This window comes from Alcanivorax hongdengensis A-11-3 (assembly GCF_000300995.1).
In the GTDB taxonomy this organism is placed as follows: Bacteria; Pseudomonadota; Gammaproteobacteria; order Pseudomonadales; family Alcanivoracaceae; genus Alcanivorax; species Alcanivorax hongdengensis.
Window position 1 is genome coordinate 16,833 of sequence record NZ_AMRJ01000009.1, and the last position, 16,550, is coordinate 33,382.

A 16,550-nucleotide genomic window follows, 5' to 3' on the forward strand; every position below is an offset into this window, starting at 1 on the left:
GGAAACTTGGATGGGCAAAGATGAGCAGTGGGTGTTATCCAGCATCTACCTGAAGCAGGTCGCCGATCTGCTGGCGGAAATGGGCGTGGCGGTAGAGCAGTGGTTGGCCCAACAGGGACTGCGCCGGGATATTCTCGATCAGGACGTGGCGGTGTCCTGGGCGGTGGTGCGTCATCTGTTCCTCGATGCGGAAACCATCAGCAGGGAGCCGGCGCTGGGTTTGATGGTGGGCGAGCGGTTGCGCATCAATAACCACGGCATTGTCGGTTATGCCGCAATGAACAGTGGCACGGTCAGGCAAGTGGTCGATTTGCTGGAGCGTTTTGTCCCGCTACGTATCAACCTGGTGCAGGTGTGTTGTCGTGAAACCGAGCGGCATATTGAAGTGCAGGTTGAGCCGGTTTTTCCCCTGGGCGATGTGGCGCCGTTTCTGATTGGCGCAGTGGTAATGGCACTCAAGAATATTCTCGATTTCGTGACCCTGGGCAATTGTCAGACCTCGTCTGTCAGCTTTGCTTTCACTGAGCATTTCGACAAGACCTTTGCGGACTCCCTGTTCCGTTGCCCGGTACGTTTTGAGCAGTCCTGGAACGGGTTTTCCATACCATTGTCAGTGGTGGACAGGCCCCTGGTTACTGCGGATGCGGTGGCCTTTGAGCATGCGCAGATGCTGTGCGAACGGGAGCTGCATAATATGCAGGCTGACTCATCCATATCTGCCAAGGTGCGCCGCTTGATGCTGATCAACCAGGGGCACTTTCCGACACTGAATGTGGCCGCGCGCATACTCAACATGACCCCCAGAACACTGCATCGCCGGTTACTGGATGAGCAGACATCCTTTCAGATGATTCTGGATGATGTGCGCCATAAACTGGCCGTTGAGTACATGAAAGGCAGCGATGTTTCCATCCAGGAGCTGGCCTATGCGCTGGGCTATAACGATGCTTCCAATTTTCGCCGTGCCTTCCGTCGCTGGACGGGGGTGACGCCATCTTTTTATCGGGACCGTCTTGCTACGCGCTGAAACCGGGAGTCGGACCTGGGAAGGAAGGATTGCCGGCTGCTTTTAATGGGCTAAAGCGAACTGCCTGGATGAGAAGATAGAGAGTGGTGACTTCTCAGGGTGGAGATCGGTGCCGTTTGCGGCACGCAAAGTATACTTTGCGAGATCGTAACGCCGCGCATCTGTGATGGACGGCCGGCAGTCCTGAATTCGCTTGAGCGAATTGTCCAGCACGACCGAAGGGAGTGGTGGGCCCACCAGGGTGGAGATCGGTGCCGTTTGCGGCACGCAAAGTATACTTTGCGAGATCGTAACGCCGCGCATCTGTGATGGACGGCCGGCAGTCCTGAATTCGCTTGAGCGAATTGTCCAGCACGACCGAGGGGAGTGGTGGGCCCACCAGGACTTGAACCTGGGACCAATCGATTATGAGTCGACTGCTCTGACCAACTGAGCTATAGGCCCGTATAAAACGGAGTGGCAATAAAAAGCCGGCCGCCGATTATTCGGGGGCCGGCCGGTTTTTTCAAGTGTTACAGGTCGCCGTCCAGGAAACTGCGCAGGTGTTCGCTGCGGGACGGGTGGCGAAGCTTGCGCAGCGCCTTGGCTTCTATCTGACGGATACGCTCACGGGTCACGTCGAACTGTTTGCCCACTTCTTCAAGGGTGTGGTCGGTGTTCATGTCGATACCGAAGCGCATGCGCAGCACCTTGGCTTCGCGCGCGGTCAGGTTGGCCAGGACTTCGCGGGTGGCTTCTTCCAGGCCCAGAGAGGTGGCCGAGTCCACCGGTGATTCCATGTTGCCGTCTTCGATGAAGTCGCCCAGGCTGGAATCCTCGTCGTCACCGATGGGGGTTTCCATGGAGATCGGTTCCTTGGCGATCTTGAGCACCTTGCGAACCTTGTCTTCCGGCATTTCCAGGCGCACGCCCAGTTCTTCCGGAGTCGGCTCGCGGCCCATTTCCTGCAGCATCTGGCGCTGTACCCGGTTGATCTTGTTGATCGTCTCTATCATGTGCACCGGAATCCGGATGGTGCGTGCCTGGTCGGCGATGGAGCGGGTAATGGCCTGACGAATCCACCAGGTGGCGTAGGTGGAGAACTTGTAACCACGGCGGTATTCGAACTTGTCCACGGCCTTCATCAGGCCGATGTTGCCTTCCTGGATCAGGTCCAGGAATTGCAGGCCGCGGTTGGTGTACTTTTTGGCAATGGAAATCACCAGACGCAGGTTGGCTTCCACCATTTCCTTCTTGGCGCGGCGGGCCTTTGCTTCGCCGATGGAGATGCGGCGGTTGATTTCCTTGATGTCGGCCACCGGCAGCCCGATGATTTCCTCGATGGTGACGATCTTGCGCTGGGCGCGCTGCACGTCTTCCTTCACGGCTCCCAGACGGTCGGCGATGGCCTTGCCTTTCTTGGTCTTGAGTTGGGTGTCCACCCAGCCCATGTCGGTTTCGTTGCCGGGGAAGGCCTTGATGAAATCCTTGCGATCCATGCCGCCACGGCGGATGGCGGCGGACATGATCTGGCGCTCGAACTTGCGCACCATGTCCAGGTTGTTGCGGGCGCCGACCAGCATTTCGTCATAGATGCGCGGCACCAGTTTGAACAGGGTGAAGTGTTCGGCCAGGGCTTCCTGGGCCTTGGCGGTGCTGGCATGGTCGCGGCCATTGCGCTTGAGGGCCCGTTCGGCTTTCTCGTGCAGCTTCTTCAGTTGGTTGAAGCGCTCGGCGGCCAGTACCGGGTCCAGGCCCCCTTCGTCCTCATCGCTGTCGTCGTCATCGTCCTTGTTGTCGGCGTCGTCTTCGTCGTCGTCATCTTCCTTTTCCTTCGCTTCGGCGGCTTTTTTGGCCTTTTCGGCGAAGGTCGGCTCCTTGTTGGCGTTGGTCGCGGCGGCGCCATCGTCATTGGGGTCCAGGTAACCGGCGATGATGTCGGTGAGTTTGCGCTCTTCGGCTTCCACGCGGGCGTATTCGTCCAGCAGCATGTCCACGGCGCCGGGCCAGAACGCCAGGGCGTGCAGCACTTCACGGGTGCCTTCTTCGATGCGCTTGGCGATCTCGATTTCGCCTTCCCGGGTGAGCAGCTCCACGGTACCCATTTCGCGCATGTACATGCGCACCGGGTCGGTGGTGCGGCCGGGCTCGCTTTCCACGGAGGCCAGTACCGCAGCAGCTTCTTCGGCGGCGACTTCATCGGTGCTGTCAGCACTTTCATCGATCATGATCTGATCGGCATCGGTGGCCTTTTCCACCACGGTGATGCCCATGTCATTGATCATCTGGATGATGTCTTCCACCTGATCCGTGTCAGTAATGGACTCGGGCAGGTGATCGTTCACTTCGGCGTAGGTCAGGTAGCCCTGTTCCTTGCCGAGTGCGATCAACTGCTTCAGCTGGGATTGTTGCTGCTGCTTCTGAGTCGTCATGCGAAAAGCCCGTAGCGTAGAAAGTAGCGTGGGAAAACGGCGTATTATACTCGGAGATGGGGGCAACAGCCAGTCATTGCAAGTCTTCGGCCATGTTGCGGCCCGCCGGGCAAGGGGGTTGGCGGGCCCATGGAAATCAATGATTTAGCTTATTCGAATGGCTTGCGCGCGTGCTGGCGGGCTTCCGCCAGGGCCTTGTGCAGGGCCTGCCAGTGCGACGGGTCAGGGATACCGGCCTGCTCCACGTCCAGCAGGGCCGCTTCCAGGCGAGCCACTTCCAGTTGCGAGAGGGCATCCTGCCACAGCCGTTTGGCGGTGTTGGCTGCCATGGGCGGCTTGAGGCTGGCCTTGAGCAGGCGCGGCAGGGTCTCGCCCTGTTCCAGGGCCATGATGGCCCCGAGCAACGCCGCCGGGCTGTGGTTCTGCCGGCACTGGTCGGCCACCTGGATGAGCAGGTCCAGATGGGGCAGATCCAGCTGCTCCAGGCCTTCGGGCAGCGGGTGCTGCTCAAGCAGGTCGGGGTAGTCCAGCAATACCAGGATCAGGCGTTCGGCCAGTGACTGGGGGCCGCGCCGGTTGCCCGTGCGGGGCCGACCGCGTGCGGGTGTCGGCAGGCCCATGTCCGGTTCGTCATAGGAGTCCACCGGCAGCATGTCGTCCGGAGGCGGTTCATCCCAGGGGGGCGGTGCCTGCGGGGTGCTGGCGGCGGGCGGGCTGGCCGGCGCCGGTTTGGCCGGTTTCAGTTGGGCCAGCGATTCCTTGTCCAGCCGGGTCAGGCGGCTCAGTTCCTCGGCCAGCAGGGCCCGGTAGACCGGCCCGGCGGGTTTGTCCAGGTAGGGCAGGGCAAGGCGTGCCAGCCGGGCGCGCCCGTCCACGGTCTCCAGGTCCAGCCCCTCGGCGAGATGGCGGAACAGGTAGGTGGACAGGGCGTCGGCCTTGTCGGTGAGGGCGCGTAGCGCTTCCGGGCCCTGGTTGCGCACCAGGGTGTCCGGGTCTTCGCCATCGGGCAAAAACAGAAAGCGCACCTGCTTGCCGTCATCCAGTGCCGGCAGCAGCGACTCCAGCGCCCGCCAGGCGGCGCGCACACCGGCCTGGTCGCCGTCAAAGCAGAGAATCACCTCGTTGACCTGGCGGAACAGCTTGCGGGCATGGTCTTCAGTGGTGGCGGTGCCCAGGGTCGCCACCACATTGGGCACGCCGTGCTGGGCCAGGGCTATCACGTCCATGTAGCCTTCCACCACATAGAGGCGGTCACTGCGGTCGCGGCTCTGGCGCCATTCCCACAGGCCGTAGAGCTCCTGGCCCTTGTGGAAGACCGGGGTCTCCGGGCTGTTGAGGTATTTGGGTTTGCCGTCGCCCAGCACCCGGCCACCGAAACCGATGGTGCGCCCGCGGGTATCGCGGATCGGGAAGATGATGCGATCGCGGAACTTGTCGTAGGTGCGCCCGGTATCTTCACGCCTTACCAGCAGGCCGGCGGTGAGGGCCTGTTCCAGCCCCGCGTCGGTGAGTGACAGGCCGGTGATCAGGTTGTCGAAGCCGGGCGGGGCAAAGCCCAGCGCAAAGCGTTTGGCAATTTCGCCACTCAGGCCGCGGTTTTTCAGGTAGCTGACGGCCTTCTGGCGTTCCGGGGCCTGGCGCAGTTGCTGTGCATAGAATGTTTCGGCGCGACTGAGCAGGTCATAGAGCGACTGCAGGCGGTCTTTCTTCTGGCGGTCGGCGGCGGTTTCCGGGCGGCTTTCCGGCACTTCCATGCCGGCGCGGCTGGCCAGTTGCTTCACTGCCTCGGGGAAATTCAGGTGCTCGTATTCCATCAGGAAGCCCACCGCATTGCCGGAGGCGCCACAGCCGAAGCAGTAATAGAACTGCTTGTCGGGGGCGACGGTGAACGACGGGGTCTTTTCCTGGTGGAAGGGGCAGCAGGCGCTGTAGTTGCGGCCGGTCTTTTTCAGGGGCACACGGGCATCGATCAGCTCGACCAGATCGGTGCGGGCCAACAGATCCTGAATAAAGTTTTCCGGGATGCGTGCCATGGTTCAGATTCTGCCAAATGGCTGGATATTCAAACAGAAAAGCGCAGGGCGGGATAGTTGGCGAGAGCAACAAAAAAGGCGCCGGGAGGCGCCTTTCCTGCCAAACATGTCTGGCGATTAGCCGGTTAGCTTGGCCTTGACCCGGCCACTGGCGGCGCCCATGTCGGCGCGGCCCTGCAGCTGGGGTTTGAGCACGCCCATGACCTTGCCCATGTCCTGCATGCCGGCGGCGCCGGTGCTGGCAATGGTGTCGTCGATCAGGGCATCGATTTCCGCATCGGTCAGTTGTGTGGGCAGGAACTCCTGCAACACCACGACCTCGGCGTCTTCGATATCAGCCAGATCATCACGGCCGGCGTCACGATACTGGCTGGCGGAATCCTTGCGCTGTTTGACCAGCTTGTCGAGCAAAGCCAGTACACGGGCGTCATCGGGCTCGATGCGCTCATCTACCTCAATCTGCTTGATAGCTGCCAGCGTCATACGAAAAACGCCAAGACGTGCCTTGTCTTTGGCACGCATGGCGTCTTTCATGGCCGCGCTGAGTCGCTCCTTGAGCTCACTCATGGAAACTGCCCTTAGTACAGGCGTTTGCGGGCCAGCTGCTCACGCTGAAGCTTTTTCAGGTGACGCTTTACGGCTGCGGCACGCTTGCGCTTACGCTCCTGAGTGGGCTTCTCGTAGTGCTCGCGACGACGCACTTCGGACAGCACACCGGCTTTCTCACAGCCACGCTTGAAACGGCGCAGGGCCACGTCAAACGGTTCACCTTCTTTAACCTTCACCTGAGGCATGAAGTATCACCTTCCTAGAATATTTGGGTTTGTGGGGTCGCTGCGGGCTCAGGTGTCCCATTTGCAGCGAGGCGGGGATTCTACCGCAGCGGCGAATAAATGCAAATTAACTTGTGCACGGCTATCATGGGCGCTTACCCAAGAGAAGGTGCCAATGCGCGTATTAGGTATTGAATCAAGCTGCGACGAGACCGGTGTCGCCATCTATGACACGGAAAAAGGCCTGCTCGGCCAGGCCCTGTTCAGCCAGATCGACATGCATGCCCGCTATGGCGGTGTGGTGCCGGAACTGGCCAGTCGGGACCATGTGCGCCGGGTGCTGCCGCTGATCCGCCAAGTGATGGACGAGGCGCAGACCGGCGCCGAGCAGCTGGACGGCGTGGCCTATACCGCCGGCCCCGGTCTGGCCGGGGCGCTGCTGGTGGGGGCCGGGGTAGCCCGTTCGCTGGCCTTTGGCTGGGGCATTCCGGCGGTGGCGGTACACCATATGGAGGGCCATCTGCTGGCGCCGCTGCTGGAAGACGAGGCCCCGGATTTCCCGTTCGTGGCGCTGTTGGTCAGTGGTGGCCACAGCCTGTTGCTGGACGCCCGCGGGCTGGGGGATTACGCCATCATCGGCGAATCGGTGGATGACGCCGCCGGTGAGGCCTTCGACAAGGCCGCCAAGATGATGGGGCTGGGCTACCCGGGCGGGCCGCGCATTGCCGCCCTGGCCCAACAGGGCAACCCGGGTCGCTTCCGCTTCCCCCGGCCGATGACAGATCGCCCGGGCCTGGATATGAGCTTTTCCGGCCTGAAGACCTTTACGCTCAATACCATCAATGATCTGGGCGGGGCCGAGGCGCTCAGCGAGCAGGACCGGGCGGATGTGGCCCGGGCCTTCGAGGATGCAGCGGTGGATACCCTGGTGATCAAGTGTCGCCGGGCGGTGGAGCAGACCGGCCACCGGCGGCTGGTGATGGCCGGCGGGGTCAGTGCCAATGGTACCCTGCGTGAGCGGCTGGCCAGCCAGATGGACAAGCGCGGCGTGCGGGTGTTTTACCCGGCGCCCCAGTACTGCACCGATAACGGCGCCATGATCGCCTTTGCCGGAGCCTTGCGCTTGCAAGCCGGTGAGCAGGCGGCGCTGCCCATCGAGGTGAGGGCCCGCTGGCCGCTGGACCAGCTCGCCTCCCTGTAAGGAGGGGACGGTTAGTCTTTCTTCTTGAACCCCAGCTCTTCGCCGCGCAGCAGCTTCTGCAGATTGCTGCGATGGCGAAGGATCATCACCACGCTCAATACCACCATCGGCCAGAAGGCCGGCCGCAGCCACACGAAGATGCAGGCCGGCGCCACCACAAAGGCGCTCAGCGAAGCAATCGAGGAGATCCGGTTGAGGCCGAACACGGCCAGCCAGGTGATACCGGCCACCAGGCCGCTGAGCCAGTGCAGGGCGAACAGCATGCCGAAGGCGGTGGCCACGCCCTTGCCGCCCTGGAATTGGAAGAACACCGGAAACAGATGGCCGAGGAAGGCAAACAGGCCCACCAGCGCGGCGATGAAGGGCCCCATGTGCAGGGCGTGGGCCACCAGTACCGGGATGACGCCCTTGAGCACATCGCCGGCCAGGGTCAGTGCCGCGGCGGGTTTGCCACCGATGCGCAGCACATTGGTGGCGCCCGGGTTGTTGGAACCCAGGGTGCGTGGGTCCGGGTAGCCGAAAAGCCGGCAGACCAGAATGGCGCTGGAAATGGAGCCGCCCAGATAGGCCGCCGCGCACAATGGCAGCAGCCAGTACCATACGTCCTGTAATGTCCCTGCATCCACCGGCTATAATCTCCGTTTCAAGTCAGCGGTGTCATTGTACACGCCGCCGTGTGAATTTCTTGCCGTAAGCGTAACACCGGATGTCATGCCTGCGGTCGCCCGTCCGGGGCTGTCCCGGGCCAGAGCCGGAGCCATTATGGATATTGTTTATATCAATGATCTGAAAGTAGATACGGTGATCGGTATCTTCGACTGGGAGCGCCGTATCCGCCAGACCGTCAGTCTGGATCTGGAGATGGCCGCGGATATTCGCCGCGGGGCGGCCACCGATCACATTGATGATGCGCTGGACTACAAGAGCATTGGCAAGCGGGTGATTGCCTTCATCGAACAGAGCGAATACCAGCTGGTGGAAACCCTGGCCGAGGCGGTGGCGACCCTGGTACTGAATGAATTTCCGGTGCCCTGGCTCAAGCTGCGGCTGAGCAAGCCGGGAGCCCTGCGGGGTGCCCGGGATGTGGGTGTCATTATCGAGCGGGGTGAGCGTCCCGATGGCTGATCAGCAACACCAGGTGTATCTGAGCCTGGGCTCCAATATCGACCGTGAGCACAATATCGGTTCCGGCCTGGACGCGCTGGCGGCGGCCTTTGGTGCGCTGACCCTGAGTCCGGTCTACGAGAGTGAAGCGGTGGGCTTTGACGGTGATGCCTTTCTGAATCTGGTGGTGGGCATGCAGACCACCCTGACAGTGGGTGAGCTGGCGGCACAGCTGCGCGATATCGAAAAGCAGCACGGTCGGGTGCGCGGCGAGAAGAAGTTTTCCAGCCGAACCCTGGATATCGACATTCTCACCTACGACGATCTGCAAGGTGAGGTGGATGGCGTGGCCCTGCCACGCGGAGAAATCCTCAAGCACGCCTTTGTGCTGTTGCCGTTGGTGGACCTGGCGCCGGACACGCTGCATCCGGCGCTGGGCATCAGCTACCGGCAACTGCTGCAACAGACCGATTTCAGCCGCCAGAAACTCTGGACGGTGCCGTTTCACTGGCCCCGGCCCTGAGCTGGGGAACTACTGCAAAACGCCGTGCAGGCTGCGTCTCTTGGGCGGGTTCACCTCACTCTTCGGCCAAGGTAAAGCGGGGCTTTTGACGGTGTGTGTCAATCCACCGCCTGGGGTGGCATGTCGCCCTGGGCCCAGCGAAAGAAATGGTATTCCAGCTGGGTGATGCCGCCGGGGTAGAGGGCGTCCAGGCGTTGCAGGGTGGGGCGCTGGTCGGTTTTTTCCAGGTCCTGCAGCATGCGTTTGAGCGTGCGCCGCCCGGAGGGCTCGGACATCAAAAAGGCGGTGGTCGCCCAGGCCACCGTATAGGGGATGGCATCCAGCTGGTGGGCCATCCGCTGCCACTGCCGGTCGTCGATGGACAGGTACTGGCGCAGGGTGATCAGCTTGCCATTGCCAATCCAGGCCTTGATGCGTTTTTTGGCATCCGGCAGGGCGGTGACCCAGGCCCGGTCCTGGTAGACCTTCAGCGTCTGGAAATACTGCGACAACCCTTCATGCAGCCACACTGGTGCCCGCGGTGACAGCTGATTGAGCACCACATGGTTGGCTTCGTGCAGCAGGGTTTCGACGATATCGTCCGGGTTGTCACTCCACGGCCAGACCGCCAGTTCATTGCGCCCGGGAATGAATACCCCGGCGTAGAAGTTGCTACTGCCGCCGACCCGCTCTTTCATCCATTGCCTGAAGTGCGCCTGGTCGGCCATCAGGTAGATGTTCACTTCGGTGGTGCCGTGCAGGTCGAGCCCGAACTGGCGGCGGTAGAAATGATGAATGCGCTGTATGCCATCCCTGACGCGCTGCTCCTGCTCCGGGGTCAGTGCAAACTCCCGGGCCAGAAAGCGAATCTGCAGCGGTGCCTGGCGGCCACTGTGATTGACGGTCAGTTCGCGGGCGGAGGACGCCTGGGGCGCGCGGTCGCCAAAATGTACATGGCCGTCCGCGTCCTTCCATTGATACATCTGGGCTGGCAGTGACGCGCAGGCCAGGCACAGCAGCGTGCCGATCAGAAATCGCAATGCTGGTCGATCCATGCCTGGGTTCGCTTGATGTCTGCGGCGACTTCGTCCGGCAGGGCGCCACGACGGCTGCCGTCTTCCATGATGTACTCGAAGGAGCCATTGCGCATCACGTCCACCCGTTCACGGGCCTGTTGGCAGGCCTTGCCCCAACGTCGGCGTTTCTGCTCGGCCAGTCGGGCGGCTTCGGCCTTTTCCGCGTCACGGGCGGCCTGTTCACTGTCCAGCAGTCGTTGGGTTCGCTCGCGAATCTGCTGAACGTTTTCGTCCTGGCCAATTTTGGCCGGCGGCGTCACGTCCACGGTTTCGTGGGACGGTGACTGCGACTGGGCGGGCGGGCGCGAGCTGTATTGCCAGTGCCCGCTTTCGTCTTTCCAGCGGTAAATCTCGGCGCTGGCCGACGCCGCCAGTGCCAGGCCCATGGTAAGAGCCGCAACGGTTTGCAAACGCATCCTTTTCCCCGTTGTTATTGTCATCCCTGTGAGTAAGACAGTGAACGCCCCCCGTCCACTGCCAGAATCTGGCCGGTGACAAAGCCGGCCTGTTGGCTGAGCCAGTATACCGCATCGGCGATGTCTTGCGGTTGCCCGCAGCGTTTCAGCGCGGTGGATTGCTGGATCGCCTGTTGATTGTCCTGACCGTTTTCCGGCCAGAGAATGGGGCCGGGGGACACGCCATTGACGCGCACCGCCGGGCCGAGCTCCCGGGCCAGGCTACGCGTCATCATGGCAAGGCCGGCCTTGGCCATGCAATAGAGCGTGTGCTCGCGCAGCGGTTTTTCTGCATAGATATCGACAATATTGATAATGCTGCCGTGGCTGGCGGCCAGAGCCGGCGCCAGCGCCTGGCTGAGGATAAAGGGCGCGCGCATATTGCTGTGCACCAGTCTCTCCCAGTCCTCGTCGCTGGCCTGTCCGATGGGCGTGGGGTAGAAACGCGAGGCGTTGTTGACCAGCAGATCCAGCCGATCGAAACAGGCCTGTGCCTGGCTGGCCAGTTCGCGCACCGCTTCGGGCCGGTCCAGGTCGGCCTGTAGCAGGCAGGCGCTGTCCGGGCGTTGACGGTTGAGATCGTCGGCCAGGGCCAGGGCCTCATCGGCACTGTGGTGATAGTGAATGATGACGCGCAGGCCATGGCCGTGCAGGGTGCGGGCAATGCTGGCGCCAATACGGCGGGCACTACCGGTGATCAGGGCGACGGGGCTTGCCATTGAGCCTTGTACTCCTTCAATGCATTGAGACGGGCCTGCTCCAGTGCCTTGCCCAGGGCGGCGCCTTCATGGCCCTGGGCCTGCAGGGCACCAACATCCACCTGTTGCAACGCCCGGGCAGCACCGCGCAGATAATCGGCCTGCGGGTAGGGGCGTTCCTCAAAGCCGGTACGGCCGCGCGCATCGGCTTCGCAGGCGCCGACAAAACATTCCAGGCGCTGGGGCCGGCGCAGCACATCCAGGGTCTTGAGCAGCTTCCACAGGGTGGCCGGTTTCAGTTCCAGGGCGCGGTGGCAGTGGGTGTGGTACTCGGCCACCAGCAGTGCCATGTCGGCGCTGTCCCGGTCCACCCGTAGTCGCCGGGAGACCTGTTTGGCCAGCCGCGCGCTGCGGATTTCGTGGGCGATGTGCCGCGGCCATTCTTCCCGGGGCGTCAGCGCCTTGCCCAGATCATGGCAGAGCAGGGCGTAACGGGCCGTCAACGGCAGGCCCATGCGGGCCGCCTGTTGCAGACAAAGCCATTGGTGAACCAGGGTGTCGATTTCCGGGTGGTGCGCTTCGGGTTGTGGCACGCCGTCCAGGGCGGCCAGTTCCGGAAACAGTTTTTCCAGTGCGCCACAGGCATGCAGTACTTGAAAGAACACCTGCGGGGCCGGTTCCATCAGGGCCCGGTGGGTTTCCTTCCAGACCCGTTCGGGCACCAGATAACCGAGTTCGCCGCTGTCGGCCAGCTGTTTCATCAGTGCCAGGGTGTCATCCGCCACGCGAAAACCCAGCCAGTGATAGCGGGCGGCAAAGCGTGCCACGCGTAGTACCCGTAGCGGGTCTTCGGCAAAGGCCGGGGAGACGTGACGCAGCAGGCGCGCCTTGAGATCGACGCGGCCATTGAATGGGTCCACCACCTGGCCGCCCATATCCCGTGCCATGGCATTGATGGTTAGATCCCGGCGCAGCAGGTCGTCTTCCAGGCTGACATCCGCGGCGGTGTGAAAGTGAAAGCCGCCATAACCGTGGCCGGATTTGCGCTCGGTGCGCGCCAGGGCGTATTCCTCGCGGGTTTCGGGATGCAGAAATACCGGGAAATCCTTGCCCACCGGACGAAAGCCCTGCTGCTCCATCTCGTCGGGCGTGGCGCCGACCACCACCCAGTCCTTTTCGGTGACGGGCAGGCCGAGAAGGCCATCACGGACGGCGCCGCCCACCAGATAAATTTTCATGTTGTCTGCTCTGACGTTCTTGGACAGAATGGTCGCATGCTTTCTTTTGATCTGAAACTGCAACCGGGCCTGCGAGCCGTTCGCTGTGTGCGCCATTGGCGCGTGCAGGGACCGCGGCTGCCCGGCTGACAGCGTCAGTCAATCAAAAGGCCGCAGTGTCCCCGACCTGCGGCCTTTTTTGTTTTCAGGGATGGCAGGTCGTTTTTTTAACGAGATCGTCCGCAAGGGAGAATGACCGATGCCAACCCTGGCAGCCTACCTGATCGTGGTGATGGTGTGGGCCACGACACCGCTGGGTATCAAATGGAGTGGTGAAGCCTTGCCGCCGCTGGCCGCAGCCGGCGTGCGCATGGCCATCGCCGCCGCGCTGGGGTTGCTGTGGCTGGCATGGCGTCGTCAGGCGCTACCTCTGCATGGTCGTGCCTGGTTGAGTTATCTGGCGGCCCTGCCGGGCATTTTCGGTGCCATGGCCTGCAGCTACATGGGCGCCACCCATCTGCCCTCCGGTCTGATTTCAGTGATCTTCGGGCTAGCGCCGCTGTTGTCCGGGCTGATGCTGCAGGCATTGCCGGGTAGCGTGCGTCTGAATGGCTGGCACTGGAGCGCCTGCCTGCTGGGCCTGGGCGGCCTGATGCTGGTGTTTGATGACAGCCTGGTGCGTTTGTTCGATGGCAGTCGTCCCGGTGAACGGGGAGCAGGGCTGTTGTGGGTGCTGGCGGCGGTCAGCCTGTTTGCCGGTAGTGGCATTGCGGTGCAGCGGGTGGCGGCCGGTCTGCAACCCATGCAGCAGACCGTGGGTGGGCTGCTGTTGTCGTTGCCCTGCTATGGCCTGGCCATGTGGGTAGCGGGGCAGGATTTCAGTTATTCAGGCAATGCCCGCGGCCTGGCGGCCATTATCTACCTGGCGTTGTTCGGCTCGTTGCTGGGGTTCTACTGCTACTTCCAGATACTGGCACGGTTGCCGGCGGCGACGGTGGCGCTGGTCACCCTGATCACGCCGGTGCTGGCGCTGAGCCTGGGCAGCGCGCTCAATGGTGAAAGCCTGGGCATTACGGTACTGGTCGGCGCCCTGCTGATTGTGCTGGCGCTGGGCCTGTTCCTGCTGGGCGACCATCGGGTGCGCCGCGCGCTGGCCGCAGTGCCGGGTCACTCCGGTACCGAGTCCGCCTGAATCACTTCGCCGTTCTCCACGCTTTCCAGGTGAACGTCGAACTGCCATAACCGGTGCAGATGGCGCAGCACTTCTGCGCTGCTGTGCGCATCCAGTGGCCGGCCCCGGTCACGCTGGTGGCGCAGGGTCAGGGACCGGTCGCCGTGGATATTGGCCCGGGTCACCTGGATGTTGGGTTCCTGGATGCTCAGGTTGTATTGCTCGGACAGGGCGTCGCGCACCTGACGGTAGCCGCCTTCATTGTGAATGGCGGCAATCTCCACATAATCCTGGCGATCATCATCCATGATCTGGAACAGCTTGAACTGGCGAATCAGTCGCGGTGACAGAAACTGCTGGATGAAACTTTCGTCCTTGAAGCTTTCCATGGCGAACTTGAGGCTGGCCAGCCAGTCCTTGCCGGCCAGCTCCGGGAACCAGTAACGGTCTTCGTCGTCCGGGCTTTCGCAGATGCGGCGAATATCCTGGTACATGGCAAAACCCAGTGCATAGGGGTTGATGCCGGAGTAGTAGGGCGAGTCGAACGGTGGCTGGTAAATCACCTGACTATGATTGTGCAGGAATTCCATCATGAAGCCGTCGGTGACCTGGCCACTGTCGTACAGGTCATTGAGCAGGGTGTAGTGCCAGAAACTGGCCCAGCCCTCGTTCATGACCTTGGTCTGGCGCTGGGGGTAAAAATACTGGGCCATCTTGCGCACGATGCGGATGATTTCCCGTTGCCAGGGTTTCAGCAGGGGCGCGTTTTTCTCCAGAAAATAAAGCAGATTTTCCTGCGGTTCCGCCGGCCAGGTATGTGGCTCCTCGCGCCGCTGGATGGCCGGCTGCAATTGCGGGAAGGTCTTCCACAGTTCCGACACCTGCTTTTGCAGTTGCTCTTCGCGCTGTTGCTGGCGGCGCCGTTCCTCGATGATGGAAATGGGCGAGGGGCGCTTGTAGCGATCCACACCATAGTTCATCAGGGCATGACAGGAATCGAGCATTTCTTCCACCGCATTGACGCCATGGCGCTGCTCACATTCGGCAATGTAGTTACGGGCAAACACCAGATAATCGATGATCGCCGAGGCATCGGTCCAGGTTCTGAACAGGTAGTTACCCTTGAAGAAGGAGTTATGCCCGTAGCAGGCATGGGCAATCACCAGCGCCTGCAGGGTGATGGTGTTTTCCTCCATCAGGTAGGCAATGCAGGGGTTGGAGTTGATCACGATTTCATAGGCAAGGCCCATCTGCCCGCGCCGGTAGCGGTTTTCCACTTCCACGAACTGTTTGCCAAACGACCAGTGGTGATATCCCAGTGGCATGCCCACCGACGCATAGGCATCCATCATCTGTTCCGAGGAGATTACCTCGATCTGGTTGGGGTAAGTATCCAGGCCGTATTTGCCGTGGGCGATGCTGGCGATGGCTGCGTCATACTCGGCCAGCAGCTCGAAGCTCCAGTCGGAGCCGGTGGAAATGACCATCAGGCGCCCTCCATGCGTTTATGGAACAGCTGGCGGAACACGGGGTAGATTTCCCCGGGTTCGTCCACCTGGGCCATGGAAAAGGCTGCGGGGTGTTTTTCCATGATCTGCTGGTAATGGTCCCACAGGGCCTGGTGGGCCCGCGGCATGACTTCCACGTAGGAGAAGTGCTGCAGCCTGGGCAGCAATTCCTTTTCGATCAGGCTGGCGCAGGCCGGGGAATCATCGTTCCAGTTGTCGCCATCGGAGGCCTGCGCTGCGTAGATATTCCACTGATCCACCGGGTAGCGTTCGTTGATGATGTCGCGGGTCAGTTTCAGGGCACTGGACACGATGGTGCCGCCGGTTTCCCGGGAGTAGAAAAACTCCTCTTCACTGACTTCCTTGGCACTGGTGTGATGACGGATAAAGACCACATCGATGTGTTCGTAATTGCGCTCCAGAAACAGATACAGCAGCAGAAAGAATCGCTTGGCCAGGTCCTTCATGTCCTGATTCATGGAACCGGATACATCCATGATGCAGAACATCACTGCCCGACTCACCGGTACCGGTACCTTGACGTGATGATTGAAGCGCAGGTCCACCTCATCAAGGAAGGGAATGCGATCAATGCGCCGGCGCAGCCGGGCGATCTGCTCTTCCAGCTCGGCCAGCCGTGCCTGGCGGGTCGGGGACTGCTCTTCGTTCAGCAGTGTTTCCTGCTCTTCGAGCAGGTCGCGCAGGCGGCGGCGGGTGGCGGCGGTGAGGGCGCGGCGGCGCATGGACGCCTGGCGCATGGAGCGCACGATATTGATCTTGGCGGGCATGCCCTGGTTGACGATGCCTCCGTGACGGGTCTGGAAGGTGCGAGCACCTTCCAGGTGACGCTTGACCAGGTTGGGCAGCTCCAGGTCTTCAAACAGGAAGTTGAGAAATTCCTGCTTGTCGATCTCGAAGGCAAAACCGTCCTCCCCTTCGCCCTGGTTGCTGGCCTGGCCATCACCGGCACCGTCGCCCTGGCCGCCACCTTCCGGGCGTTTGATGCGGTCGCCCTCGTGAAACTCCTTGTTGCCTGGATGCACGATACTGCGCTGGCCGCCGGGCCCGTGGTGGAATACCGGTTCGGAAATATCCTTGCGGGGGATGCTGATTCGCTCGCCCTGTTCCATGTCCTTGATGGAGCGACGGCCCACGGCATCGTTGACCGCCTCGCGGATATGTTTGCGGTAACGACGCAAAAAACGCTGACGGTTGACGGTGCTCTTGTGCTTGTCGTTGAGACGGCGATCAATGATGTAGCTCATTGCTTTCTCCGCAAAGATAAAAGCGTTTCACCACGGAGGGCACCAAGAAAAGGGGGTGTTGTCGTGGTCGAACGGCTCAATCTTCGTGATCTCAGTGCCCTCTGTGGTG

The 16,550-nt window shown here is 61.7% G+C and carries 16 protein-coding genes and 1 tRNA gene; 5 read left to right on the forward strand and 12 right to left on the reverse strand.

Going from position 1 to position 16,550, the window contains the following annotated elements:
- Positions 1-10: 10 nt before the first annotated feature.
- On the forward strand, positions 11-1,027 hold the full coding sequence (locus A11A3_RS07385) for an AraC family transcriptional regulator (protein WP_008928654.1): 1,017 nt from the start codon (positions 11-13) through the stop codon (positions 1,025-1,027).
- 367 nt (positions 1,028-1,394) lie between these two features.
- On the opposite strand, the gene A11A3_RS07390 is transcribed toward A11A3_RS07385, so the two are convergent.
- From A11A3_RS07390 to rpsU, 5 genes are all read right to left on the reverse strand, one after another.
- A tRNA-Ile gene (locus A11A3_RS07390) sits at positions 1,395-1,471 on the reverse strand.
- A gap of 68 nt (positions 1,472-1,539) precedes the next feature.
- Positions 1,540-3,438, reverse strand: a complete 1,899-nt coding sequence (gene rpoD, locus A11A3_RS07395) for an RNA polymerase sigma factor RpoD (protein WP_008928655.1) — start codon at positions 3,436-3,438, stop codon at positions 1,540-1,542.
- A gap of 149 nt (positions 3,439-3,587) precedes the next feature.
- Entirely contained in the window at positions 3,588-5,471 is a 1,884-nt protein-coding gene (dnaG, locus tag A11A3_RS07400; protein ID WP_008928656.1) for a DNA primase, read from the reverse strand.
- 117 nt (positions 5,472-5,588) lie between these two features.
- Complete coding sequence (locus A11A3_RS07405; RefSeq protein ID WP_008928657.1) at positions 5,589-6,038, reverse strand: GatB/YqeY domain-containing protein; 450 nt, start codon at positions 6,036-6,038, stop codon at positions 5,589-5,591.
- A gap of 11 nt (positions 6,039-6,049) precedes the next feature.
- The gene (rpsU, locus tag A11A3_RS07410) at positions 6,050-6,265 is read right to left on the reverse strand and encodes a 30S ribosomal protein S21 (RefSeq protein WP_008928658.1); all 216 of its coding nucleotides are present in this window, start codon (positions 6,263-6,265) and stop codon (positions 6,050-6,052) included.
- A gap of 154 nt (positions 6,266-6,419) precedes the next feature.
- Here rpsU and tsaD point away from each other — a divergent pair, with 154 nt between their 5' ends.
- Positions 6,420-7,445: a tRNA (adenosine(37)-N6)-threonylcarbamoyltransferase complex transferase subunit TsaD gene (gene tsaD / locus A11A3_RS07415; RefSeq protein WP_008928659.1), complete on the forward strand. Its 1,026-nt coding sequence runs from the start codon at positions 6,420-6,422 to the stop codon at positions 7,443-7,445.
- Positions 7,446-7,456: 11 nt separating this feature from the next.
- On the opposite strand, the gene plsY is transcribed toward tsaD, so the two are convergent.
- A complete protein-coding gene (plsY, locus tag A11A3_RS07420) occupies positions 7,457-8,071 on the reverse strand; it encodes a glycerol-3-phosphate 1-O-acyltransferase PlsY (RefSeq protein WP_051011771.1) in 615 nt (204 codons plus the stop codon).
- Between the two features lie 136 nt (positions 8,072-8,207).
- Here plsY and folB point away from each other — a divergent pair, with 136 nt between their 5' ends.
- Both folB and folK read left to right on the forward strand, forming a co-directional pair.
- On the forward strand, positions 8,208-8,570 hold the full coding sequence (folB, locus tag A11A3_RS07425) for a dihydroneopterin aldolase (RefSeq protein WP_008928661.1): 363 nt from the start codon (positions 8,208-8,210) through the stop codon (positions 8,568-8,570).
- Positions 8,563-9,072, forward strand: coding sequence for a 2-amino-4-hydroxy-6-hydroxymethyldihydropteridine diphosphokinase (gene folK / locus A11A3_RS07430; protein WP_008928662.1), 510 nt, complete (start codon positions 8,563-8,565; stop codon positions 9,070-9,072). The genes folB and folK overlap by 8 nt, the downstream gene beginning before the upstream one ends.
- A gap of 98 nt (positions 9,073-9,170) precedes the next feature.
- Here the strand turns inward: folK and A11A3_RS07435 are convergent, their stop codons facing one another.
- From A11A3_RS07435 to A11A3_RS07450, 4 genes are read right to left on the reverse strand one after another with little or no spacing between them, the layout of a single operon-like run.
- On the reverse strand, positions 9,171-10,106 hold the full coding sequence (locus A11A3_RS07435) for a DUF4124 domain-containing protein (protein ID WP_040296890.1): 936 nt from the start codon (positions 10,104-10,106) through the stop codon (positions 9,171-9,173).
- The gene (locus A11A3_RS07440) at positions 10,079-10,543 is read right to left on the reverse strand and encodes a DUF4124 domain-containing protein (RefSeq protein WP_008928664.1); all 465 of its coding nucleotides are present in this window, start codon (positions 10,541-10,543) and stop codon (positions 10,079-10,081) included. The genes A11A3_RS07435 and A11A3_RS07440 overlap by 28 nt, the downstream gene beginning before the upstream one ends.
- Before the next feature lie 20 nt (positions 10,544-10,563).
- On the reverse strand, positions 10,564-11,301 hold the full coding sequence (locus A11A3_RS07445) for a pteridine reductase (RefSeq protein WP_008928665.1): 738 nt from the start codon (positions 11,299-11,301) through the stop codon (positions 10,564-10,566).
- Positions 11,280-12,518, reverse strand: coding sequence for a multifunctional CCA addition/repair protein (locus A11A3_RS07450; protein WP_008928666.1), 1,239 nt, complete (start codon positions 12,516-12,518; stop codon positions 11,280-11,282). Before A11A3_RS07450 ends, A11A3_RS07445 begins: the two co-directional genes overlap by 22 nt.
- A 238-nt stretch (positions 12,519-12,756) precedes the next feature.
- Between A11A3_RS07450 and A11A3_RS07455 the strand changes: the two genes are divergently transcribed.
- Positions 12,757-13,689 (forward strand): DMT family transporter, encoded by a 933-nt coding sequence (locus A11A3_RS07455; protein ID WP_008928667.1) that lies wholly within the window; start codon positions 12,757-12,759, stop codon positions 13,687-13,689.
- On the opposite strand, the gene A11A3_RS07460 is transcribed toward A11A3_RS07455, so the two are convergent.
- A complete protein-coding gene (locus tag A11A3_RS07460; protein WP_008928668.1) occupies positions 13,665-15,155 on the reverse strand; it encodes a SpoVR family protein in 1,491 nt (496 codons plus the stop codon). The genes A11A3_RS07455 and A11A3_RS07460 overlap by 25 nt on opposite strands.
- The gene (locus tag A11A3_RS07465) at positions 15,155-16,441 is read right to left on the reverse strand and encodes a YeaH/YhbH family protein (RefSeq protein WP_008928669.1); all 1,287 of its coding nucleotides are present in this window, start codon (positions 16,439-16,441) and stop codon (positions 15,155-15,157) included. The genes A11A3_RS07460 and A11A3_RS07465 overlap by 1 nt, the downstream gene beginning before the upstream one ends.
- Positions 16,442-16,550 lie beyond the last annotated feature (109 nt).

Coding starts and splice junctions, on each gene's coding strand:
- A11A3_RS07455 (WP_008928667.1), top strand. CDS start 12,757: ATGCCAACCCTGGCAGCCTACCTGATCGTGGTGATGGTGTGGGCCACG.
- dnaG (WP_008928656.1), bottom strand. CDS start 5,471: ATGGCACGCATCCCGGAAAACTTTATTCAGGATCTGTTGGCCCGCACC.
- A11A3_RS07435 (WP_040296890.1), bottom strand. CDS start 10,106: ATGGATCGACCAGCATTGCGATTTCTGATCGGCACGCTGCTGTGCCTG.
- A11A3_RS07460 (WP_008928668.1), bottom strand. CDS start 15,155: ATGGTCATTTCCACCGGCTCCGACTGGAGCTTCGAGCTGCTGGCCGAG.
- folK (WP_008928662.1), top strand. CDS start 8,563: ATGGCTGATCAGCAACACCAGGTGTATCTGAGCCTGGGCTCCAATATC.
- A11A3_RS07405 (WP_008928657.1), bottom strand. CDS start 6,038: ATGAGTGAGCTCAAGGAGCGACTCAGCGCGGCCATGAAAGACGCCATG.
- A11A3_RS07450 (WP_008928666.1), bottom strand. CDS start 12,518: ATGAAAATTTATCTGGTGGGCGGCGCCGTCCGTGATGGCCTTCTCGGC.
- A11A3_RS07445 (WP_008928665.1), bottom strand. CDS start 11,301: ATGGCAAGCCCCGTCGCCCTGATCACCGGTAGTGCCCGCCGTATTGGC.
- folB (WP_008928661.1), top strand. CDS start 8,208: ATGGATATTGTTTATATCAATGATCTGAAAGTAGATACGGTGATCGGT.
- rpsU (WP_008928658.1), bottom strand. CDS start 6,265: ATGCCTCAGGTGAAGGTTAAAGAAGGTGAACCGTTTGACGTGGCCCTG.
- A11A3_RS07440 (WP_008928664.1), bottom strand. CDS start 10,543: ATGCGTTTGCAAACCGTTGCGGCTCTTACCATGGGCCTGGCACTGGCG.
- A11A3_RS07465 (WP_008928669.1), bottom strand. CDS start 16,441: ATGAGCTACATCATTGATCGCCGTCTCAACGACAAGCACAAGAGCACC.
- tsaD (WP_008928659.1), top strand. CDS start 6,420: ATGCGCGTATTAGGTATTGAATCAAGCTGCGACGAGACCGGTGTCGCC.
- A11A3_RS07385 (WP_008928654.1), top strand. CDS start 11: ATGGGCAAAGATGAGCAGTGGGTGTTATCCAGCATCTACCTGAAGCAG.
- rpoD (WP_008928655.1), bottom strand. CDS start 3,438: ATGACGACTCAGAAGCAGCAGCAACAATCCCAGCTGAAGCAGTTGATC.